General features: G+C 72.1%; 18 protein-coding genes and 1 pseudogene. 12 read left to right on the forward strand and 7 right to left on the reverse strand.

Annotation, left to right across the window (positions count from 1 at the left end; translation table 11 throughout):
• Positions 1-164: 164 nt before the first annotated feature.
• Positions 165-987, forward strand: a pseudogene (locus SRB17_RS46855) (IS630 family transposase); the annotation flags it as partial.
• A 72-nt stretch (positions 988-1,059) separates the two neighbouring features.
• Here the strand turns inward: SRB17_RS46855 and SRB17_RS34260 are convergent.
• The 4 genes from SRB17_RS34260 to hmgA form a co-directional block, all read right to left on the reverse strand.
• A complete protein-coding gene (locus tag SRB17_RS34260) occupies positions 1,060-1,437 on the reverse strand; it encodes a hypothetical protein (protein ID WP_030825962.1) in 378 nt (125 codons plus the stop codon).
• An 81-nt stretch (positions 1,438-1,518) separates the two neighbouring features.
• Positions 1,519-2,673 carry a type ISP restriction/modification enzyme gene (locus SRB17_RS34265; RefSeq protein WP_153544338.1) on the reverse strand — a complete coding sequence of 385 codons (1,155 nt, stop codon included), beginning with the start codon at positions 2,671-2,673 and terminating at the stop codon, positions 1,519-1,521.
• Between the two features lie 168 nt (positions 2,674-2,841).
• On the reverse strand, positions 2,842-3,588 hold the full coding sequence (locus SRB17_RS34270) for a GntR family transcriptional regulator (RefSeq protein WP_323376670.1): 747 nt from the start codon (positions 3,586-3,588) through the stop codon (positions 2,842-2,844).
• Between the two features lie 56 nt (positions 3,589-3,644).
• Positions 3,645-4,955, reverse strand: a complete 1,311-nt coding sequence (hmgA, locus tag SRB17_RS34275; protein ID WP_153544340.1) for a homogentisate 1,2-dioxygenase — start codon at positions 4,953-4,955, stop codon at positions 3,645-3,647.
• 217 nt (positions 4,956-5,172) lie between these two features.
• On the opposite strand from hmgA, the gene SRB17_RS34280 reads away from it, so the two are divergent.
• The 10 genes from SRB17_RS34280 (at position 5,173) to SRB17_RS34325 (ending at position 17,072) form a co-directional block, all read left to right on the forward strand.
• Complete coding sequence (locus SRB17_RS34280; RefSeq protein ID WP_153544342.1) at positions 5,173-5,730, forward strand: hypothetical protein; 558 nt, start codon at positions 5,173-5,175, stop codon at positions 5,728-5,730.
• 64 nt (positions 5,731-5,794) lie between these two features.
• Positions 5,795-6,415: a TetR/AcrR family transcriptional regulator gene (locus SRB17_RS34285; RefSeq protein WP_153544344.1), complete on the forward strand. Its 621-nt coding sequence runs from the start codon at positions 5,795-5,797 to the stop codon at positions 6,413-6,415.
• A gap of 105 nt (positions 6,416-6,520) precedes the next feature.
• Positions 6,521-8,752, forward strand: coding sequence for a molybdopterin oxidoreductase family protein (locus SRB17_RS34290; RefSeq protein ID WP_323376672.1), 2,232 nt, complete (start codon positions 6,521-6,523; stop codon positions 8,750-8,752).
• A 124-nt stretch (positions 8,753-8,876) separates the two neighbouring features.
• Complete coding sequence (locus SRB17_RS34295; protein ID WP_153544346.1) at positions 8,877-10,262, forward strand: CitMHS family transporter; 1,386 nt, start codon at positions 8,877-8,879, stop codon at positions 10,260-10,262.
• A gap of 22 nt (positions 10,263-10,284) precedes the next feature.
• Positions 10,285-11,520: an MFS transporter gene (locus tag SRB17_RS34300; protein WP_153544348.1), complete on the forward strand. Its 1,236-nt coding sequence runs from the start codon at positions 10,285-10,287 to the stop codon at positions 11,518-11,520.
• Between the two features lie 100 nt (positions 11,521-11,620).
• Positions 11,621-12,307, forward strand: a complete 687-nt coding sequence (locus SRB17_RS34305; RefSeq protein ID WP_153544350.1) for a hypothetical protein — start codon at positions 11,621-11,623, stop codon at positions 12,305-12,307.
• Positions 12,294-12,971, forward strand: a complete 678-nt coding sequence (locus SRB17_RS34310) for a class F sortase (protein WP_153544352.1) — start codon at positions 12,294-12,296, stop codon at positions 12,969-12,971. Before SRB17_RS34305 ends, SRB17_RS34310 begins: the two co-directional genes overlap by 14 nt.
• 138 nt (positions 12,972-13,109) lie before the next feature.
• Positions 13,110-14,450 (forward strand): ABC transporter ATP-binding protein, encoded by a 1,341-nt coding sequence (locus SRB17_RS34315; RefSeq protein WP_153544354.1) that lies wholly within the window; start codon positions 13,110-13,112, stop codon positions 14,448-14,450.
• A 135-nt stretch (positions 14,451-14,585) separates the two neighbouring features.
• Entirely contained in the window at positions 14,586-15,974 is a 1,389-nt protein-coding gene (locus SRB17_RS34320) for an aldehyde dehydrogenase family protein (RefSeq protein ID WP_153544356.1), read from the forward strand.
• Between the two features lie 15 nt (positions 15,975-15,989).
• Positions 15,990-17,072, forward strand: coding sequence for a Zn-dependent alcohol dehydrogenase (locus SRB17_RS34325; RefSeq protein WP_153544358.1), 1,083 nt, complete (start codon positions 15,990-15,992; stop codon positions 17,070-17,072).
• A 3-nt stretch (positions 17,073-17,075) separates the two neighbouring features.
• Here the strand turns inward: SRB17_RS34325 and SRB17_RS34330 are convergent, their stop codons facing one another.
• The 3 genes from SRB17_RS34330 to SRB17_RS34340 form a co-directional block, all read right to left on the reverse strand.
• Positions 17,076-18,008, reverse strand: coding sequence for a DMT family transporter (locus SRB17_RS34330; protein ID WP_416237115.1), 933 nt, complete (start codon positions 18,006-18,008; stop codon positions 17,076-17,078).
• A gap of 216 nt (positions 18,009-18,224) precedes the next feature.
• Positions 18,225-18,938 (reverse strand): ArsR/SmtB family transcription factor, encoded by a 714-nt coding sequence (locus tag SRB17_RS34335; protein WP_153544360.1) that lies wholly within the window; start codon positions 18,936-18,938, stop codon positions 18,225-18,227.
• Positions 18,939-18,979: 41 nt separating this feature from the next.
• Positions 18,980-19,639 (reverse strand): TetR/AcrR family transcriptional regulator, encoded by a 660-nt coding sequence (locus SRB17_RS34340; RefSeq protein ID WP_153544362.1) that lies wholly within the window; start codon positions 19,637-19,639, stop codon positions 18,980-18,982.
• A 103-nt stretch (positions 19,640-19,742) separates the two neighbouring features.
• Here SRB17_RS34340 and SRB17_RS34345 point away from each other — a divergent pair, with 103 nt between their 5' ends.
• The gene (locus SRB17_RS34345) at positions 19,743-20,894 is read left to right on the forward strand and encodes an acyl-CoA dehydrogenase family protein (RefSeq protein ID WP_323376857.1); all 1,152 of its coding nucleotides are present in this window, start codon (positions 19,743-19,745) and stop codon (positions 20,892-20,894) included.
• The last annotated feature ends 17 nt before the right edge of the window (positions 20,895-20,911 follow it).

Below are 20,911 nucleotides of genomic sequence, written 5' to 3' on the forward strand. Positions count from 1 at the left end.
GGCGGGACGGGTGGTCGTCGCTGGTGGGCCCTGGGGTCGCGCGGCTGGAGGCCGCCCTGAAGCACCGCTGGTGCTGTGACCGCATAGGTTCACCGGGTTGGCGGTCGTGGCGGTTGGATGTCCGGCGACGTCCGATCCGATCGCTGGAGGCCCGGTGGCCGAACCTGGCCTGCCTGGACCCTCGCTGGGCGGGAGGCCGTCCCCGCCTACTCAGTCCTGACGAGGAAGACTTCGACATCCAGACGGCCACCACCCGCCCCACCAAGCTCGGCCAACCCTTCACCCGCTGGTCGATCCGCAAACTCGCCGCCTGCCTGCGGAAAGTGCACGGCCGCGTCATCCGCATCGGCCGTGAAGCCTTACGGTGCCTGCTCCGGCGCCGCGGCATCACCTTCCAGCGCACCAAGACCCGGAAGGAGTCGCCCGACCCTGATCGCGACGCCAGGCTCGACCGGATTGAGCAGGTGCTGGACCGCTTCCCGGACCGGGTCTTCGCCTTCGACGAGTTCGGGCCCCTGGGGATCCGGCCCACCGCGGGCTCCTGCTGGGCGAGGCAGGGCAAGCCAAACCGGCTGCCGGCGGCCTACCGCCGAACCCACGGCGTCACCTGCGTCCACGGCTGCTACTCCGCGGGCGACGACCGCCTGTGGGGCGTCAACCGACGTCGCAAGGGCACCGCCAACACCCTGGCCGCGCTCAAGTCGATCCGCGCCGCCCGACCCGACGGCGCCCCGATCTACATCAGCCTGCGCTTCCTGGGCCAATCCGATCGAGGCCCACTTCGGCCCGCTGCGGCAGTTCACCCTGGCCGACTCCCACCACCGCAGCCACCCCGCGCAAAGCCAGGCACTGCACCGCTACCTGCGCCGGCGCAATACCAACGCCCGCCACCCCGACGTACTCACCGCCCAACGCAAGGAACGCGCCCGCGTCCGCAGCGAGAAGGGCATCCGCTGGGGCGGACGCCCCCTCAACACCGCAGCCTGACCAACCGCGAACCGCAGCCCCCGAGCGCCGAAGGGGGCAAGTTCAGGAGAAGGACAGCGACAGAAGGATGACTCAGGAGGCGGACGGTTCGATCTCCCCCGCGAAGACGATGACCTGGTCGATGAGGCTCCGCCGCAGATGGACCACATCCGTTCCCGCCAGGCGGGGACCTCCATCCGGCGTGGTGAAGACCCACTGGTACCGGGCCCACTCGTCAGGCATGTCCACCGCCGAGCAGCGCACCATCGTGCCGGTCCCCGCCGGGTGGCGCCGGATGTCCAGCACGAACCGCTCGACCGCCGCGATTCCTTCGCTGCGACCCAACGGCCCCCAGAAGACCACGTCTGAGGTCAGAGCCTGGGAGAGCAGGGCAGTCACATAGCTGTCGTCCGAGGCGTTGAACGCGGAGATGAACGTGTCGATCGCGGAGCGTGCAATCTCTTCCTGCATGCCCCAGTAATACCAGCCGTTTCGCGTGCGCTCGTCCCGCGCGCCGCCCTCCGATCACGGTGAACCATCCCGGTCACAGCACTAGATCAGGGCGAACTGGCCCTCCGGCCCCTCCTCGTGATGGTCCAGGACCGAGGCGGGGCGGCGGGACGCCTCCGGTACCGGGAGGACGCCGGCCTTCCGGAGGCCGGTTGCCGTGATCGAGGTCGCCACCTTCAACTCGGCCCGCTGGGGCCGTAGTTCCGCCAGCAGGGCCAGGACGGTGATCAGTTCCAGCAGTTCCGACGTCCAGGTCTGCGGCCAGCCTGCCGGGCGGATCGCGGCCAGCGTGCCTGGTTCGGCCGGTGTGGTGCGGGTGGTGAACCAGGACTCCAGGACCCGGGCCCCGGCCACCTCGTAGTCCCAGGCCTCCGGTGGGACGGGCGAGATGCGGCCCTCGTCGACGTGGAGGGTCTCCTCGTCCGGGTCGTAGAGAAGGGTGACGGGCCGGGCCGGCAGGGGTGCGCGGACGTAGGGCCGGCGACCGCCCGGCAGCTTGGGGCGTTCGCCGTCGCGGCGCATCAGCCACAGCATGCGGCGGCCGAGGTCGACACCGGCCGACCAGAGGCCGGGGTCGTCGGTGAGCGGGACCGTCAGGTCGGGGGCGGTGGCCGCCAGGATCCAGGAGAGGACATCGACCGGAGCCGGGGACTCGCCCAGGCGGTCGGCGAGGTGCGCCGTCAGGCCCGGTGCGAGGTTCGGTTCCGTGCCGCCGGGGCGGCGGAACAGGGGACGGACGCGGCCGGTGCGGAGGGTGGGGAGCAGGGAGGTCGCCAGGAGCGGGTCGTCGCCGTCACCCGTCTCCACCGTGAAGACCTGGTGCGCGTCCGCCACCCGCCACAACTCCGGGCGCGCGGTGTCGACCAGCCGGTGGTCCGGGATCAGCCACTGCTCGTCGAAGGGCCCCGCCAGCACGCGGACCGGCTCGGCGCACGGGCCCTCGGCACGGGCCAGCCGCTCGGTACCGGAGGGCTGGCCGGGGAGTTGGCCCACCGCGGAGTTCGGCGTGCGGGAGCGGCTCGGCTCGAAGAGGGCCTCGCGTTGCGGCCCTTCGGCCTTCAGCAGAGCGTCCCAACGGGCCTTCAGCGCGCCGGGATCGGGCGCCGTCGGCCACGCGCGGCCCACCCGCGGCGGTGCGACGGACCACGGCATGAGGTCCGCCAACGGCGGAGCGTCGTCGTACGTCACGCAGGGCATGGTACGACAGAGCCTTGCTCGGCAGCGCCCCGTTGGACGGCGCCCCGAAGGGGCGCGAGGCTGTGTTTGACATGCGGCTCCGCCGCGTGGGCGCGACCAGCCGCAACGAACCCGCAGACAACCGGCGACGCATCCTGGCACTGACCACCACGGCCCCCAGCGGAGCGTCTACGCCTCCAAGGTGACCGTGAACGAGAACCGGTCCCCCCGGTACTGGATCACCGCCACATCCAGGACCCGCCCACCGCTGTCATACGTCACACCCGTGTAGTGCAGGATCGGACTGAGCAACGGCACCTGAAGCAGCCGGGCGGTCTCAGGATCGGCGAGGCGGGCCTCCACCGTGTCCGTGATACGGCTGATGTCCGCCCCCACCACGTCCCGCAGCACCTTCGTCATCGGCCAGCGGACCAGGTCATCCAGGTCGATGCGCGCGGCGAGTTCGGGGCGGACATGGTTGACGGCGTGGTTGGTCGGCTCGCCGGTCTTCTCGTCGCTGCGCAGGCGGTGGTACGTCGCCACCTCCGCGAGGTCCGGGAAGTACTCGGTGACACCGGCCGGGACCGGTGTCATGCCGTGGTCCAGCAGCTGCGTCGTCATCCCGGACTGCTGGGCCACGATCGCGTCCACCGAGCCCAGCAGCCGGACGGGCGCGCCCCGCCGGACGTCAGGCTCGATGAACGTGCCGCGCCGCCGGTGGCGGCTGATCAGCCCCTCGTCCTCCAGCTCCTTCAGCGCCTGCCGCATGGTCAGCACGCTCACGCCGTAGTGCTCCGCCAACTGCTCCTCGGTGGGCAGCCGCAGCGGGTCCTCCGGGGAGCGGCCGAGTATCGAGGCGCGCAGCGACTGCGACACCTGATACCACAGCGGCAGCTTGCGGTTCAGGACGATCGAATCCGGGGCGAAGGAGGTCACTTGGTTATCCGTACCGGTCGATGAACGTCAGGCGCAACAGAGGCGTCATGAGGGCCTCATCCGCGGAAATGGCGCTCGAGGCCCCGCCACACGTCGTCGTAGCGCTGCTGGAGGTGGTCCGCGCCGGCCGCGTGCGGGGTGAGGGCCACCGGCCAGCGGGTCTCGAACATGAACGCCAGCCCGTCGTCGATCTTCTGCGGCTTCAGCTCGGCCGCGCTGGCTCTGTCGAAGGTCTCCCGGTCCGGGCCGTGCGCCGACATCATGTTGTGCAGCGAGCCGCCGCCGGGCACGAAGCCCTCCGCCTTGGCGTCGTACGCGCCCTCGACCAGGCCCATGTACTCGCTCATCACATTCCGGTGGAAGTACGGCGGCCGGAAGGTGTCCTCGCCCACCAGCCAGCGCGGTGCGAAGACGACGAAGTCGACGCCGGCCAGGCCCGGGGTGTCCGACGGTGAGGTCAGGACCGTGAAGATGGAGGGGTCCGGGTGGTCGTAGGAGATGGTGCCGATCACATTGAAACGGCGCAGGTCATAGACGTACGGCACATGGTTGCCGTGCCAGGCGACCACGTTGAGCGGGGAGTGGTCGTAGGTGGCCGTCCACAGGTTGCCGCAGAACTTGTTCACCACCTCCACCGGGCCGGTCACGTCCTCGTACGCGGCGACCGGCGCCTGGAAGTCCCGTGCGTTGGCGAGGCCGTTGGCGCCGATCGGTCCGAGGTCGGGGAGACGGAAGGGCGCGCCGTAGTTCTCGCACACATAACCCCGGGCGGACTCATCCAGTAGCTCCACACGGAAGCGCACCCCACGGGGAATCAGCGCCACATGTGCGGGCTCCACAGAGAGCCGGCCGAACTCGGTGTGCAGCAGCAGTCCGCCGCGCTCGGGCACGATCAGCAGTTCGCCGTCGGCGTCGGAGAAGACCCGCTCCATCGAGGTGTTGGCGTGGTACAGGTGCACGGCCATGCCGGTGCGCTGGGTGGCGTCGCCGTTGCCGCCGAGGGTCCACAGGCCGGCGAGGAAGTCGGTGCCGGCCGGCGGCTCGGGCAGCGGGTTCCAGCGCAGCCGGTTGGGGTCGGGCACGGTCTCGGTGAAGGGGGCCGTGCGGATCGCGCCGTCGCCGGTGCGGGTGAACGCCGGGTGCGCGGCCGAGGGGCGGATGCGGTAGAGCCAGGAGCGGCGGTTGTGCGCCCGCGGCTCGGTGAACGCCGAACCGCTCAACTGCTCCGCGTACAGCCCGAGCGGTGCCCGCTGCGGCGAGTTGCGGCCCTCGGGCAGGGCGCCCGGCACCGCCTCCGAGGCGTGTTCGTTGCCGAATCCGGTCAGATACGACAGTCCCGCGGCGGCCTTCCGCGCGTCCCCGCTCATGATCGCTCCCTTGCGCGCGCTTCCTGATTCCTATGTATCACCGTAGGAATAGGTGGGGGCAGGCGCAAGAGGGCCGCCGGACTCCGCAGGTGAGGGGCCGGGTGCACTCCGCGGGCGAGGGGGCCGGGCGTACTCCGCCAGGGGGACCTCACGGGGTGGGTGGAACCAGACTTCAGGCGGATTCGGGAGACCGGAGGGTTGTTCTACTCTCCGGGGCATGCCGAGGACGTCGTGGACCCGCAGGACGCTCGCCGCGCTCGCGGCGGGTGTCCTGCTGCCGCTCGGCGCGGCGGGCTGCGCGACCGGACACGCCCACGGCGGCACGGTCTCGCCCTCGCCGGTCGGCAAGGTCCTGGACGACACCGACGGGACCGGGCGGCATCTGCGCGAGGTCGACAAGAAGGGCGCGCCGGAGGTCGGTGTCGAGGTGACCCCGGACTCCGGCGGCGGCTGGGACGTCCGGCTGACGTTCCGCCACTTCCACTGCTCCGCACCCGGTGCCGGGTCCACAGTGGTCACCGGGCGCGGGCTCGTGCACCTCTTCGTCGACGGCCGGCGGATCGCCCGGCTGCGTTCTGCCGCGTACCACCTGCCCGACGGTCTCGTCCCGCACGGCACGCACCACGTCACCGCCCGCCTGTACGCCGACGACGGCACCGTGTGGGCCGTGCACGGCAAGCCGGTGCAGAGCACCGCCGACATAACGGTGTCGGGCGCGGAGACGGCCCCGGCCCAGCCCACGAGCGGCACGGCGACCCCGTTCGCCGGGAAATGAGTGCACCGGCCACCCTTCTCCGTACTGGAGGGCGAGGTTCACCCGGTCCCGGCGGAGAGGCATCATGAAGTCCGTGCCCCACGCGACATCGCTCCGCCGCGCGCCCGTCCAGCGGCGCAGTGCCGAACGGCTGACCAGGATCCTCGACGCCTGCGCCGAACTCCTCGACGAGGTCGGCTACGACGCCCTGAGCACCCGTGCGGTCGCCCTGCGCGCCGGTGTGCCCATCGGCTCCGTCTACCGGTTCTTCGGCAACAAGCGGCAGATGGCCGACGCCCTCGCCCAGCGCAACCTGGAGCGGTACACCGAGCGGGTCACCGAGCGGCTGAGGAAGGCGGGCGGTGGGGCAGGCTGGCGGGCCGCGATGGACGCCGTGCTCGACGAGTACCTGGCCATGAAGCGCACCGCACCCGGCTTCTCCCTGGTCGACTTCGGCAACCAGATACCGGTCGGCGCCCGCCACGCCGAGCCCAACACCCGCGTCGCCGACCGCCTCACCGACCTGCTGTCCGGCTACCTCGGCCGCACACCCGACGACGATCTGCGCCGGGTCTTCCTGGTCGCCGTGGAGAGCGCGGACACCCTCGTCCAGCTGGCCTTCCGGACCGACCCGCACGGCGACGAGGCGATCATCGGGGAGACCCGCGAGCTGCTGCGGGCCTATCTGGGGCGTGTGCTCGACTGAGGCCCGGCCGGATTCCGGTGCGGGGAAGGGACTCCCCTCCATGCATACCGGTCGGTATGCTCGGCCCGTATCCGCGTGCCGCCGCTGCCGCCCCCGGGAGGACCCGTGTCCCGCACCGCCCTGCGAATCTGCCCCCTGTGCGAGGCCACCTGCGGGCTGACCCTCACCATCGAGGGCACCCGTGTCACCGGCGCCCGCGGTGACCGCGAGGACGTCTTCAGCAAGGGCTTCATCTGCCCCAAGGGTGCCTCCTTCGGGGCCGTCGACTCCGACCCGGACCGGCTGCGCACCCCGCTCGTCCGCCGGGACGGCGAACTGCGCGAGGCCACCTGGGAGGAGGCCTTCGACGCGGTCGCCGCAGGGCTGCGCCCCGTGGTGGAGGACCACGGCCCCGACTCCGTCGGCGTGGTCCTCGGCAACCCCAACGTGCACACCGTGGCCGGGGCCCTGTACCCCCCGGTCCTCCTCGCCGGCCTGCGCACCCGCAGCCTGTTCACCGCCTCCACGCTCGACCAGATGCCCAAGCACGTCTCCAGCGGGCTGCTCTTCGGCGACGCCAACGCCATCCCCGTACCGGATCTGGACCACACCGACCACCTGCTGCTCATCGGCGCCAACCCACTGGAGTCCAACGGCAGTCTGTGCACCGCACCCGACTTCCCCGGCAAGCTCAAGGCGCTCAAGGCCCGCGGCGGGCACCTCACCGTGGTGGACCCGCGCCGCACCCGCACCGCGAAGCTCGCCGACCGGCACCTGGCGATCCGCCCCGGCACCGACGCCCTGCTGCTCGCGGCGATGGCGCACACCCTCTTCGCGGAGGACCTGGCCGACCTCGCCCACCTCGCCCCGCATGTCCAGGGGCTGGATGAACTCCGGGAGTCCATACGGGACTTCACGCCCGATGCCGTGGCCGAGGCCTGTGACATCGACGCGCCGACCATCCGTACCCTCGCCCGCGAACTCGCCGCCGCCCCCACCGCCGCCGTCTACGCCCGCATCGGCAGCTGCACCGTCCCGCACGGCACCCTGGCCAGCTGGCTGGTGGACGTCCTCAACATCCTCACCGGCAACCTGGACCGGCCCGGCGGCGCGCTCTTCCCGCAGGCCGCCACCGACAGGACGCCCCGCCCGGCCGGTCCCGGCCACGGCTTCGCGCTCGGCCGCTGGCACTCCCGGGTACGGCAACTCCCCGAGGCCAAGGGAGAGCTGCCGCTCTCCGTGCTCGCCGAGGAGATCGACACCGCGACGGCCGAGGGGGAGCCGGTCCGCGCGCTGATCGTCGTGGCCGCCAACCCGGTGCTGTCCGCGCCCGACGGCGACCGCCTCGACAAGGCCCTGGACTCGCTGGACTTCATGGTCAGCGTCGACCCGTATCTGAACGAGACCTCCCGCCACGCCCACGTCGTCCTGCCCCCGCCCCCGCCCTCCCAGAGCCCGCACCACGACTTCGCCTTCAACACCCTCGCCGTGCGCAACCAGGTCCGCTACAGCCGCCCCGCGGTCCCGCTGGAGCCCGGCCGCATGGCCGAGAGCGAGATCCTCGCCCGGCTCGTCCTCGCCGCCACCGGCATGCACGGCGCCGACCCGGCCGCCGTGGACGCCATGGTCATCGACCAGACCCTCGGCAAGGCCGTACAGGAGGAGCACTCGCCGGTGCACGGCCGGGACCCGAAGGAACTCGCCGCCGTACTCACCGGCGAGACCGGCCCCGAGCGGCGGCTGGACCTGATGCTGCGCCTCGGCCCGTACGGCGACGGCTTCGGCGTACGGCCCGACGGGCTCACCCTGGACAGGCTGCTCGCCCACCCGCACGGCATCGACCTCGGCCCGCTGCGCCCGCGCCTGCCGCAGCCGCTCAAGACCCGCAGCGGCAAGGTGGAACTGCTGCCCGAGCCGATCGCCGCCGACCTGCCCCGGCTGCGCGAGGCCCTGCGGGAGCGACCCGAGGGACTGGTCCTCGTCGGCCGCCGCCACCTTCGCTCCAACAACAGCTGGATGCACAACGTGCCCGCCCTCACCGGCGGATCCAACCGCTGCACCCTGCACATCCACCCCGAGGACGCGGCCCGGCTCGGAGTCCGGGACGGGGCGGACGTCCGCGTGAAGGGCGCCGGGGGAGAGGTGGTGGCGCAGGCCGAGGTCACCGACGCCGTACGGACCGGCGTGGTGAGCCTGCCGCACGGCTGGGGCCACGACCGCGCCGGAATACGGATGAGCCACGCCACGAAGAGCCCCGGCGTCAACGTCAACCAGCTCCTCGACGGCAGTCTCCTCGACCCGCTCTCCGGCAACGCGGTCCTCAACGGCATCCCCGTCCACCTCGCCGTAAGCCTGTGACCTGGACTTTCGCGCTTATTGCTCACGCGTCAACATCTTGTTAACGCCAGTCGACGCGACCTAACGTCATCGCACCGCCGACCCCCAGGTGGGATGTTCAAGGGCGAACGTTAGGTATCCACTCATGCTGACCATCCTCGGCTTCGCCATGATCGCGACCTTCCTGGTCCTGATCATGCTGAAGAAGATGTCGCCGATCGCGGCGCTCGTGCTCATACCCGCGCTGTTCTGCGTGTTCGTGGGCAAGGGTGCCGAGCTCGGCGACTACGTCATCGACGGCGTCACAGGCCTCGCCCCCACCGCGGCGATGCTCATGTTCGCGATCGTCTACTTCGGTGTGATGATCGACGTCGGCCTCTTCGACCCGATCGTGCGGGCCATCCTCAGGTTCTGCAAGGCCGACCCGCTGCGCATCGTCGTCGGTACGGCGGTCCTCGCCGCGATCGTCTCCCTGGACGGCGACGGCTCCACCACCTTCATGATCACCGTCTCGGCGATGTACCCGCTGTACAAGCGCCTGAAGATGTCCCTGGTCGTGATGACCGGCGTGGCCGCCATGGCCAACGGCGTGATGAACACGCTGCCGTGGGGCGGCCCGACCGCCCGTGCCGCCACTGCGCTCAAGGTCGACGCGAGCGACATCTTCGTGCCGATGATCCCGGCCCTCGCCATGGGCCTGCTGTTCGTCCTCGTCCTCGCCTACGTCCTCGGCCGCCGCGAGCGCAAGCGGCTCGGCGTGCTCACGCTGGACGAGGTGCTGGTGGAGGAGAAGGAGACGGTCCTCGTCGGCGCTGGCTCCGGCAAGTCCCCGGCGCTCACCGGCGGTTCGGGGACGGGCCGCACCGAGGAGCCGGACGGCGACGAGGGCTTCCAGGGCCTCGACCCGGACCGCCCCACCCTGCGCCCCAGGCTGTACTGGTTCAACGGACTGCTCACGGTCGCCCTGCTCACCGCCATGATCATGGAGTGGCTGCCGATCCCGGTGCTGTTCCTGCTCGGCGCGGCGCTCGCCCTGACCGTCAACTTCCCGCACATGCCCGACCAGAAGGCCCGGATCGCCGCCCACGCCGAGAACGTCCTGAACGTCTCCGGCATGGTCTTCGCCGCCGCCGTCTTCACCGGCGTCCTCCAGGGCACCGGCATGGTCGACCACATGGCGACGTGGCTGGTGGACAACATCCCGGCCGGCATGGGCCCGCACATGGCCTTCGTGACGGGCGTGCTGAGCATCCCGCTCACGTACTTCATGTCCAACGACGGCTTCTACTTCGGCATCCTGCCGGTGCTCGCCGAGGCGGGCCACGCGCACGGCGTGTCCTCGCTGGAGATCGCCCGCGCCTCGATCGTCGGCCAGCCCCTGCACATGTCCAGCCCGCTGGTCCCCGCCGTCTACGTCCTGGTCGGCATGGCCAAGGTGGAGTTCGGCGACCACACCCGGTTCGTGGTCAAGTGGGCCGCCCTGACATCCCTGGTGGTGCTCGGGGCGGGAATCCTCTTCGGCATCATCTGACCACTCGACGGAGGTCGTACCCATGGCGCCCGGTGGGAACCGCGGCTGGCTGCTCCGCCTCGTCCTCGCCTTCGGCTTCGCGCAGGGGGCGGTGTCGATGGCCCGGCCCGCCGTCTCCTACCGGGCCCTCGCGCTGGGCGCCGACGAGCGAGCGGTCGGCGTCATCGCGGGCGTCTACGCCCTGCTCCCGCTCTTCGCCGCCGTACCGCTCGGCCGGCGCACCGACCACGGCCGCTGCGCACCCCTGCTGCCGGCCGGCGTGGTCCTGATCTCCGGCGGCTGTGCGCTGAGCGGACTGGCCGGCTCGCTCTGGGCGATGGCCCTGTGGAGCGGGGTGATGGGCCTCGGCCACCTCTGCTTCGTCATCGGCGCGCAGTCGCTCGTCGCCCGGCGGTCCGCGCCGCACGAACAGGACCGCAACTTCGGCCACTTCACCATCGGCGCCTCCCTCGGCCAGCTCATCGGCCCCGTCGCGGCCGGCGCCCTGATCGGCGGCCCCGACCGGGCGCACAGCAGCGCGCTCGCCCTGGTGGTCGCGGGTGCGGGCGCGGCGGTCGCGTTCACCTCGCTGTGGCGCATCGAGGACCGTACGGCCGTCAACTCCCGTACCCGGCAAGGGGACCGCGTGGCCTTGGGCCGCATCCTGGGCGCCCGGGGAGTGCCCGCGGGCATGCTGATCAGTCTCTCCGTGCTGTCCGCGACGGACATCCTCACCGCGTATCTCCCGGTGGTCGGCGAACACCGGGCCATCGCCCCCTCGGTGATCGGCGTCCTGCTCAGCCTTCGCGCGGGCGCCACGATCGCCTGCCGGCTGGTGCTCACCCCACTGCTCCGGCTGCTCGGCCGCCCCGTGCTGCTCACGCTGACCTGCTTCCTGGCGGCGGTCCTGTGCGCGGGGGTCGCGGTGCCGGTGCCGGTGTGGGCGCTCGGTCTGATGCTCACGGTGCTGGGCTTCTGCCTGGGGGTGGGCCAGCCGCTGTCGATGACGACGGTGGTGCAGGCGGCTCCGGAGGAGGCCCGCTCGACGGCGCTCGCGTTGCGCCTCACCGGCAACCGGCTCGGCCAGGTGGCGGCGCCGGCCGCGGCGGGCCTGGTCGCGGGCCTCGCGGGCGTGGCGGCGCCGTTCGTGATGCTGGGGGCGTTGCTGCTGCTGTCCTCGGGGGTGGCGCTGCGGTCGCCGGAGCGTACCGAGGGGCGGGCGAGCACCCCGGGGCAGGAGCGGGCGCGCTCCGGATTGCGCCGCACGAGCGATCTCTGACGGTTCGCCGAGTGTCGCTACGTCAGGAATGGCGTAGATCGAGCACAGTCCAGTCGAAAGAACGATTTGTATGAAAATCGTCTGACTCGGAGGAATGTGCATGCCCACCCAGACCTCACCACGTGCCTTCCGCTCCCGTGCGGGCGCCACTGTCGTTCTCACCGCCCTCGCCGCGGCGGGTGCGTCGTGGGTGATGGCACCGACCGCGGCGGCCCAAGGGGAAAACGGCGACATCCGAGTGCACAGCGTGGGCGAGCACGACAGGCTGTCGCCGGACGCGCCAGTGGTCTGCAAGTTCTACCTCGACGCCGTCAACTTCGACATCCTGCCCAACATCGCCTACATCATCCAGGCGCAGCCCCCGCTGCCCACCGCCTCCACCGTCACCGGTGTCATCCAGCTCGCCGGCGGCGCCGGACACACCGACGTGATCGGCCTGGCCGACGGGCAGTACAAGCTCACCTGGGTCGCGTCCGGCGCCGTCAAGGAGAAGCTCTTCCGCGTCAACTGCCGGGACCACGACCACCACGACGGGGACCATGGTCCGAACGGGCAGATCGAGGACCACGACGACCGCCACGACCACCGGCAGGAGGACGGGCCCGGCTGGGGCAGGCGGGACGACGGCGATCCGCCGCGGGGTGGTGTGCACGCGGGCGGCGGCGGGCTGATCGACACGGCCGCCGCCTACTCGCCCGTGGCCGCCGCGGGTGCCGTGGGCCTGGCGGCCGTGGGCGGCACCATGTATGTCCGGCGCAGCCGCCGGCGGCCTCATGGCGCCGCGTAGGCGCAAGAGGAGGCCCTGGTACCGGACCCGCGCCTACCGCCTCGCCAGGACGGCCCTGCTGGTGACCGTCCTGGTGACGGTGGGAAGCCGGTGCGGGGGCGGGCACGCCGGGCCCGGCCGGCCGGGTGACGCGGTGGCGGCCGGCGGACCGGGCGCGAACGGCGGGAAATCCTGCGAGCCCCCTCCCGGGCCCCCGCCGGACCCGCTGCCCCGGTCCCGGCCGACGTCCTTGCGCATCCCCTCCCTGGGCGTCGACGCCCCGATCACGGCCATCGGGCTCGACGGGGAACGACAGCTGGAGACGCCGCCCGTGGACAAGCCCAAGCTGGTCGGCTGGTACCAGGGCGGCCCCACACCGGGTGAGTCCGGCACCGCGATCGCCGTCGGCCACCGCGACACCACGACCGGTCCCGCCGTCTTCGCCACGCTCGCCTTCGTCAAACCCTGCAAGGTGATCGAGGTCAAGCGCGCCGACGGCCGTACCGCCGTCTACACCGTGGACCGGATGAAGGTCTTCGACAAGGCGGGCTTCCCGGACGCGGAGGTCTACGCACCGGCCGCGCGGCCCGAACTCCGCGTGCTGACCTGCGGCGGCTTCTACAGCCGGCGGACGGGCTACACGAGCAACGTCGTGATCTTCGCGCACCTGACCGCGACCGAGTGACGGGACGCGCGGTGCGATGTCTTCCCCAGCGCCGCCACTTTCCGTTAACTTCCGTGACCCACAGGCCCCGTTCGACCCGCGCGGGGCCTTCGGACCACGGAGCAGCGGCGCTCCGGACAGCCCCCGGGGGCGGCAGGCATGACACGCGCCATCGAACTGCACGACGTGAGCAAGTCCTACGCACGCGGCCCGCGTGTGGTCGACAGGCTCTCGCTGGCCATCGCGCCCGGCGAGTTCCTGGTCCTGCTCGGCCCGTCCGGCTGCGGCAAGTCCACCGTGCTGCGGATGATCGCCGGCCTGGAGGACATCGACGAGGGCGAGCTGCTGCTCGACGGGGCGTACGCCAACCACTGGCAGCCCTCCGAGCGGGGCATGGCCATGGTCTTCCAGAACTTCGCCCTGTATCCGAACATGACCGGCCGCGACAACATCGGCTTCCCGCTGCGCATCGAGGACCCCGGCGCCGACCCCGCCCCGCGGGTCTGCGCCACCGCCCGCATGCTGGGCATCGAGGATCTGCTCGACCGCTTCCCGAGCCAGCTCTCCGGCGGCGAACGGCAGCGGGTCGCCATGGGCCGGGCCATCTCGCGCCATCCTTCGGCCTTCCTGATGGACGAGCCGCTGTCCAACCTCGACGCCAAGCTGCGCAACCACCTGCGCGCCGAAATATCCCAGCTCACCCGCGAGTTGGGCGTCACCACGGTGTACGTCACCCACGACCAGGCCGAGGCGATGTCCCTCGGCGACCGGGTGGCCGTGCTGCGCGGCGGAGTGCTCCAGCAGGTCGGCACCCCGCGCCAGGTCTACGCCCTGCCCCGCAACGTCTTCAGCGCCGCCTTCATCGGCACCCCACGCATCAACCTGCTGCGCGGCCTGGTCCGCGCCCCGCTGGACGGTGCCATGACCATCAGCCTGGGCAAGCAGGCCCTGCGCCTGCCCGAACCGCTCTCCCTGGACCACCAGTTGCTCCGCGTGCAGCAGGGCCGCGAGGTGATCGTGGGACTGCGCTCGGAGGCGGTGCGCATCGCCAAGCACAGCTCAGCCCGGCCGGGGGAGGTGGCGATCACGGGGCTGGTGGAGCACGTGGAGTTCCAGGGGCACGAGATCCTCGTCCACTTCGACACCGGCTCACGGCCCGCCGTCGTGCCCGACCTGGAGGCCCCGCGCCCCGCCGCCCGGCCGGCGCGCCGGCGGCGCAGGGAAGGCCCGACCGTGCTGGACCGGCTGCGGGAGCGGACCGGTGCGCGGCGCGCCGGACCGGTGGTCGTGCTCGAACACGCCCGAGACGACGGGCCCGAACCCGCGCCCCCGGAGGGCCGGCTGCCCGGCGACCTGGTGGTGCGCACCACCCCGGACCTCCGGCTGCGCCACGGCATGCAGGTGCCGCTCCTCGTCGACCTCGCCCACCTCTTCGTCTTCGACCAGCACGGCGACCGCATCTGCCCGTCCCCCGACCGGCTGCCCGACCTGGACGAGTGAGCTCCGGCACCCGCACGCGTGAGCACCGGCCGCTCCGGCGATGATGCCCTGGTACGCCCGGCGCCGTCTGGCGCCAGAAAACTAACGCCGCTAGTTTGTGTGCCGGACGACGCAGACCCGCCGGGAGGAAACAGCATGAAGGCACACGACGGCCTCTACATCGACGGCGCCTGGCGCCCCGCCGAGAGCGCGGATGTCATCGAGGTCGTGAACCCGGCCGACGAACAGGTCATCGCCAGGGTCCCGGCGGGCGGCGCCCTGGACGTCGACACCGCCGTACGCGCGGCCCGCGCCGCACTGCCCGCCTGGGCCGCCACGCCGCCGGCCGAGCGCGCCGCCCGCCTCACCGCCCTCCGCGACGCCCTCGTGGCCCGCAAGGACGAGATCGCCGAGACGGTCACCGCCGAGCTGGGCTCCCCGCTGCCGTTCTCCCAGGCCGTGCACGCGGCCGTGCCGATCGCGGTCGCCGGCTCCTACGCCGAGCTGGCCGCGGCCCACTCCTTCGAGGAGAAGGTGGGCAACTCCACGGTCCTGCACGAGCCGATCGGCGTGGTCGCCGCGATCACCCCCTGGAACTACCCCCTGCACCAGATCGTCGCCAAGGTCGCCCCGGCGCTCGCCGCCGGCTGCACGGTGGTCCTCAAGCCCGCCGAGGACACCCCGCTCACCGCCCAGCTGTTCGCCGAGGCCGTCCACGAGGCGGGCGTCCCGGCCGGTGTGTTCAACCTGGTCACCGGCCTCGGCCCGGTCGCCGGCCAGGCGCTCGCCGAGCACCCGGGCGTGGACCTGGTGTCCTTCACCGGCTCCACCGCGGTCGGCAGGCAGATCGGCGCGGTGGCGGGCGCGGCGGTCAAGAAGGTCGCCCTGGAGCTGGGCGGCAAGTCCGCCAACGTCATCCTGCCGAGCGCCGACCTCGCCAAGGCGGTGAACGTCGGCGTCGCCAACGTGATGTCCAACTCCGGGCAGACCTGCAGCGCCTGGACCCGCATGCTGGTCCACCGCGACCAGTACGACGAGGCCGTCGAGCTGGCCGCCGCGGCCGCCGCCAAGTACGGCGAGCGCATCGGCCCGGTCGTCAACGCCAAGCAGCAGGCGAGGGTGCGCGGCTACATCGAGAAGGGCCTCGCCGAGGGCGCCCGCCTGGTCGCCGGCGGCCCCGAATCCCCGCAGGAGAAGGGCTACTTCATCAGCCCCACGGTCTTCGCGGACGTGACCCCGGAGATGACCGTCGCCCAGGAGGAGATCTTCGGCCCGGTCCTGTCGATTCTGCGGTACGACGACGAGGAGGACGCCCTGCGCATCGCCAACGGCACGGTGTACGGCCTCGCGGGCGCCGTGTGGGCCGGTGACGACGCCGAGGCCGTGGCCTTCGCCCGGCGCATGGACACCGGCCAGGTCGACATCAACGGCGGCCGGTTCAACCCCCTCGCCCCCTTCGGCGGCTACAAGCAGTCCGGGGTCGGCCGGGAACTGGGCGCGCACGGACTCACCGAGTACCTCCAGACCAAGTCCCTCCAGTTCTAAGGAAGTCCGCGACCCATGGCCGTACGAGCCGCCGTCCTGCCCGCCATCGGCGCACCCCTGGAGATCACCGGCATCGACCTGCCCGACCCGGGCCCCGGACAGGTCCGGGTCCGCCTCGCCGCCGCCGGTGTCTGCCACTCCGACCTGTCCCTGTCCAACGGCACCATGCGCGTCCCGGTCCCGGCCGTCCTCGGCCACGAGGGCGCCGGCACGGTCGTGGCCGTGGGCGAGGGCGTCACACACGTCGCCGAGGGCGACCCGGTCGTTCTCAACTGGGCCCCGTCCTGCGGCGGTTGCCACGCCTGCGCGCTCGGCGAGGTCTGGCTGTGCGCCAACGCCCTGAACGGCGCCGCCGACGTCTACGCCCGCACCACCGACGGCACCGACCTGCACCCCGGCCTGAACGTGGCCGCGTTCGCCGAGGAGACCGTGGTCTCCGCGTCCTGCGTGCTGCCCCTGCCCAAGGGCGTGCCGCTGGTGGACGCCGCCCTCCTCGGCTGCGCCGTCCTCACCGGCTACGGCGCCGTCCACCACTCGGCGAAAGTCCGCGAGGGCGAGACGGTCGCCGTCTTCGGCGCGGGCGGCGTCGGTCTCGCCACCCTCCAGTCGGCCCGCATCGCGGGCGCCTCCCGGATCATCGCCGTCGACGTCTCCGCGGGGAAGGAGGAGCTGGCCCGCGCGGCCGGTGCCACGGACTACGTGCTCGCCTCCGAGAACACCCCCCGCGAGATCCGCGCCCTCACCGGCAAGCAGGGCGTGGACGTCTCGGTGGAGTGCGTGGGCCGCGCGGTGTCGATCCGCGCGGCCTGGGACTCCACCCGCCGGGGCGGCCGTACGACGGTCGTCGGCATCGGCGGCAAGGACCAGGAGGTCACGTTCAACGCCCTGGAGATCTTCCACTGGGGCCGCACCCTGTCCGGCTGCGTCTACGGCAACTCCGACCCCGCCCGCGATGTGCCGGTGCTCGCCGAGCACGTGAGGGAAGGCCGCCTGGACCTCTCCGCGCTGGTGACGGAGCGGATCGCCCTGGAGGGCATCCCGGCCGCCTTCGCGAACATGCTCGAGGGCAAGGGCGGCCGGGCGCTGGTGGTGTTCTGAGGCTCAGCCGACCTTCTCGGGTCGCGGCTCCCGGCCCGCGACCCGCCTGCTCCGCCCGAGCGTCCGCGACCGCGACACCGCCACGCCGGCGAGGCACAGCACACCACCGACGAGCGTGAGGACACCCGGCACCTCACCGAGCACCAGCCACGACATCAGCACCACCAGCGCGGGCACCGCGTACGTCGTCGCGCCCATGCGGCTGGCGGTGGTGCGGGCGAGGGCGTAGGCCCAGGTGGTGAAGGCGAGCGCGGTCGGGAAAACGCCCAGGTAGACCATGTCGAGGGTGGCCGGCACGGGCGCGTGCGCGGCCTGGTGCACCAGTTGCCCGGCGAACGGCAGACACGCCACCGCCCCGACCAGACACCCGAACGTCGTCACCTGCAGGGCGCTCGCCTGTCCCAGGGCCGGCTTCTGCGCGACGACACCGGCGGCGTACGCCATCGCCGCGAGCAGACACAGCACCACGCCGAGGACGGAGGATCCGCCCCCGCCCGACATCGACAGCCCCACGGTCACCGCACCCGCGAACGACACGGCCATCCCGGCCAGCAGTCGCGGCGGCATCGGATCGCCGAGCAGACGGGCGCCGAGCAGGGCGATCAGCAGCGGGCCGACGTTCACGACGAGCGCGGCGGTACCGGCGTCCACCTGCTGCTCGCCCCAGTTCAGAGCCACCATGTAGAACCCGAACCACAGCAGCCCGGACAGCAGGATCCCGCGCCAGGCGGCCCTGGGCGGCAGCCCTTCCCGGCGTACGGCCCAGACGACCCCCAGGGCGAGGGCCCCCGACGCCAGCCGCCCCAGGGCCAGCGCGCCCGGCGAGTACTCCTGCCCCGCACTCCGGATCGCCACGAAGGCGGACGCCCAGAGGACGACGGTGACGACGGCTGCGCCGGCGGGCAGCAGGCGATGGCGTGGGACGGCGTTCATCATGCTCCCGAGGTTAGGTAGGGGACTGTGTCTTGGCCGGCGGCTGTCGGACAGGGCGCCCGGGGGCTGGGCGGGGCCTGGGTCGCTTACCGGCGCCGGCAAAGGTGCCTCGAAGGTGCCGGGCACTGCAGCCCCCCGAGGGGCGCGGGGAACTGTGCGAGCAACCACGAACGACCCGCACCCGGCAGACGACAGAACCCACCGCCCCGGTAGTCGCACTCAGCGCAGGGCACCGGAAGGAATACCGAGCAAGGCCGACAACCGCCGCTCCCCCGCGGGGGTCACTTTCACGGCCCGCGCGGAGCCGATCCGCACACACCACCCCACCTCCAGCGCATGCCGGCACAGCGCGGCCCCCGCCGCCCCCGCGAGATGGGGCCGCCGCTCGGTCCAGTCCAGGCACGCCCGGGCCAGCGGCCGCCGGCCGGAAACCTCGAGCGGAATCCCCGCCGAAGCGAACCACTCCAGCCCCGCGTCCGTCAGCGCGAACCCCGTGTCCTGCCGCAACAACCCTTGGAGGGTCAGCGCATCCGTGACCGCGATCCCCAGCCGCCCCGCGAGATGGTCGTAACAGGTACGGCCCCGGGCCATGGCCGACCCGGCACTCGACTCCCGCAGGGTGCGAGGAGAACGCCGCACAGCCGCCGGAGGCACGTGCGCGGCCAGGTCCTCGACCAGCTGCGCCACGTGTGCGTCGGCCAGCCGCACATACCGGTGCCGCCCCTGCCGTTCCTCCGCGAGCAGGCCCGCGGCCACCAGCTTGCCCAGGTGCTCGCTGAGCGTCGACGCGGCGACCCCGGCGTGCCGGGCCAGCTCACCGGCCGTCCAGGCCCGACCGTCGAGCAGCGCCAGCAGACACGCGGCACGGGTCTCGTCGGCGATCAGGGAGGCGAGCGCGGCGAGACCGGCCGCCTGTGGATCCTTCGCGGTCATACCGCCCAGCATGCGGTACGGACACTTCGGCCCCCACCGAATTATCGCTGCATGCCCGGCTGCACCTGCTGCCGTACCTGCTCGTACTGCTGCGCCAGCCCGTCCAGCAGCGCCGTGAGCCCGGTCTCGAAGGCACGCTCGTCGATCTTCTCCTGCTGCTCGGCGAGCAGATGGGCCTGGCCGAGGTGGGGATAGTCGGCGGGGTCGTACGCGCTCGCGTCGTCCACGAAGCCCCCGGCGAACGAACCGAGCGCGGAACCCATGATGAAGTACCGCATGAGCGCGCCGATGGAGGTCGCCTGGGCCGGTGGCCAGCCGGCGTCGACCATCGCGCCGTAGACCGCGTCGGCCAGTCGCAGGGCGGCCGGACGGCGTCCAGGGCCCCTGGCCAGCACCGGGACGATGTTCGGGTGCTCGCGCAGGGCGGCGCGGTAGGAGACGGCCCAGTCGTGCAGCGCGGTGCGCCAGTCCCGGCCGTCCTCGAACATCGACAGGTCCACCAGAGCGCTCACCGAGTCGGCGACCGCCTCCAGGATCTCGTCCTTGGTGCGGAAGTGGTTGTAGAGCGAGGGCCCGCTCACCCCCAGCTCGGCGGCGAGCCGGCGGGTGGAGACGGTCGCCAGGCCCTCCCGGTCCACGAGTTCCCGGGCCGTCTCGACGATCCGTTCGGTGCTGAGGAGGGGCTTGCGCGGTCGGGCCATGGCGCACATAGTAGGGCTGCGGACGTAAACTAGCAGTGCTAATTTAAATGTACGGCTTTCAAGATCCGTTCGATGGATCCTTTCTGTATGGGGTGATCGCGTGGTGAACCTGGAGCTGAGCGAGGAGCAGGCCGCCGTACGGCAGCTCGCCCGGGACTTCGTGGAGCGCGAGATCGCCCCGCACGTCGTGGCGTGGGACCGGGCCGAGGAGGTCGACCGGGGCATCGTGAAGAAGCTCGGCGAGGTCGGCTTCCTGGGGCTGACCGTCGACGAGGAGTACGGCGGCTGTGGCGGCGACCATCTCGCGTACTGCCTGGTCACCGAGGAGCTGGGGCGCGGCGACTCCTCCGTGCGCGGGATCGTCTCCGTGTCCCTCGGGCTCGTCGCCAAGACGATCGCCGCCTGGGGTGACGAGGGGCAGAAGCGGCGCTGGCTGCCGGGACTGACCGCGGGCGAGTACGTCGGCTGCTTCGGCCTCACCGAGCCCGGCACCGGCTCCGACGCGGGCAACCTCACCACCCGCGCCGTACGAGACGGCGACGACTACGTCATCAACGGCGCCAAGACGTTCATCACCAACGGGACGTGGGCGGACGTCGTCCTGCTCTTCGCCCGCTCCACCGACGCCCCCGGCCACAAGGGCGTCTCCGCCTTCCTCGTGCCCACCGACACCCCCGGCCTGACCCGCCGCACCATCCACGGCAAGCTCGGCCTGCGCGGCCAGGCCACCGCCGAGCTGGTCCTCGAGGACGTGCGGGTGCCCGCCTCGGCGATGCTCGGCGAGGCGGGCAAGGGCTTCTCCGTGGCCATGTCCGCCCTGGCCAAGGGGCGGATGTCGGTGGCCGCGGGCTGCGTCGGCATCGCCCAGGCCGCGCTGGACGCGGCGGTGCGGTACGCCGGCGAGCGCGAGCAGTTCGGCAAGCCGATCGCCCACCACCAACTGGTGCAGGAGCTGATCAGCGACATCGCCGTCGACGTGGACGCCGCCCGGCTGCTCACCTGGCGCGTCGCCGATCTGATCGACCGCGGGCAGCCGTTCGCCGTCGAGTCCTCCAAGGCCAAGCTGTTCGCCTCCGAGGCCGCCGTCCGCGCCGCCAACAACGCCCTCCAGGTCTTCGGGGGTTACGGCTACATCGACGAGTACCCGGCCGGCAAACTCCTGCGCGACGCCCGCGTGATGACCCTCTACGAGGGCACCAGCCAGATCCAGAAGCTGCTCATCGGCCGTTCCCTGACCGGGGTTTCGGCGTTCTGAGCATCTGAGTACGCGCC

This window comes from Streptomyces sp. RB17 (genome assembly GCF_009604455.1).
In the GTDB taxonomy this organism is placed as follows: Bacteria; Actinomycetota; Actinomycetes; order Streptomycetales; family Streptomycetaceae; genus Streptomyces.

What these genes read in the sequence shown, in the direction of transcription:
- SRB17_RS34260 (WP_030825962.1), bottom strand. Translation starts at nt 1,437, where the DNA reads ATGCAGGAAGAGATTGCACGCTCCGCGATCGACACGTTCATCTCCGCG.
- SRB17_RS34265 (WP_153544338.1), bottom strand. Translation starts at nt 2,673, where the DNA reads ATGCCCTGCGTGACGTACGACGACGCTCCGCCGTTGGCGGACCTCATG.
- hmgA (WP_153544340.1), bottom strand. Translation starts at nt 4,955, where the DNA reads ATGAGCGGGGACGCGCGGAAGGCCGCCGCGGGACTGTCGTATCTGACC.
- SRB17_RS34280 (WP_153544342.1), top strand. Translation starts at nt 5,173, where the DNA reads ATGCCGAGGACGTCGTGGACCCGCAGGACGCTCGCCGCGCTCGCGGCG.
- SRB17_RS34285 (WP_153544344.1), top strand. Translation starts at nt 5,795, where the DNA reads ATGAAGTCCGTGCCCCACGCGACATCGCTCCGCCGCGCGCCCGTCCAG.
- SRB17_RS34295 (WP_153544346.1), top strand. Translation starts at nt 8,877, where the DNA reads ATGCTGACCATCCTCGGCTTCGCCATGATCGCGACCTTCCTGGTCCTG.
- SRB17_RS34300 (WP_153544348.1), top strand. Translation starts at nt 10,285, where the DNA reads ATGGCGCCCGGTGGGAACCGCGGCTGGCTGCTCCGCCTCGTCCTCGCC.
- SRB17_RS34305 (WP_153544350.1), top strand. Translation starts at nt 11,621, where the DNA reads ATGCCCACCCAGACCTCACCACGTGCCTTCCGCTCCCGTGCGGGCGCC.
- SRB17_RS34310 (WP_153544352.1), top strand. Translation starts at nt 12,294, where the DNA reads ATGGCGCCGCGTAGGCGCAAGAGGAGGCCCTGGTACCGGACCCGCGCC.
- SRB17_RS34315 (WP_153544354.1), top strand. Translation starts at nt 13,110, where the DNA reads ATGACACGCGCCATCGAACTGCACGACGTGAGCAAGTCCTACGCACGC.
- SRB17_RS34320 (WP_153544356.1), top strand. Translation starts at nt 14,586, where the DNA reads ATGAAGGCACACGACGGCCTCTACATCGACGGCGCCTGGCGCCCCGCC.
- SRB17_RS34325 (WP_153544358.1), top strand. Translation starts at nt 15,990, where the DNA reads ATGGCCGTACGAGCCGCCGTCCTGCCCGCCATCGGCGCACCCCTGGAG.
- SRB17_RS34330 (WP_416237115.1), bottom strand. Translation starts at nt 18,008, where the DNA reads ATGATGAACGCCGTCCCACGCCATCGCCTGCTGCCCGCCGGCGCAGCC.
- SRB17_RS34335 (WP_153544360.1), bottom strand. Translation starts at nt 18,938, where the DNA reads ATGACCGCGAAGGATCCACAGGCGGCCGGTCTCGCCGCGCTCGCCTCC.
- SRB17_RS34340 (WP_153544362.1), bottom strand. Translation starts at nt 19,639, where the DNA reads ATGGCCCGACCGCGCAAGCCCCTCCTCAGCACCGAACGGATCGTCGAG.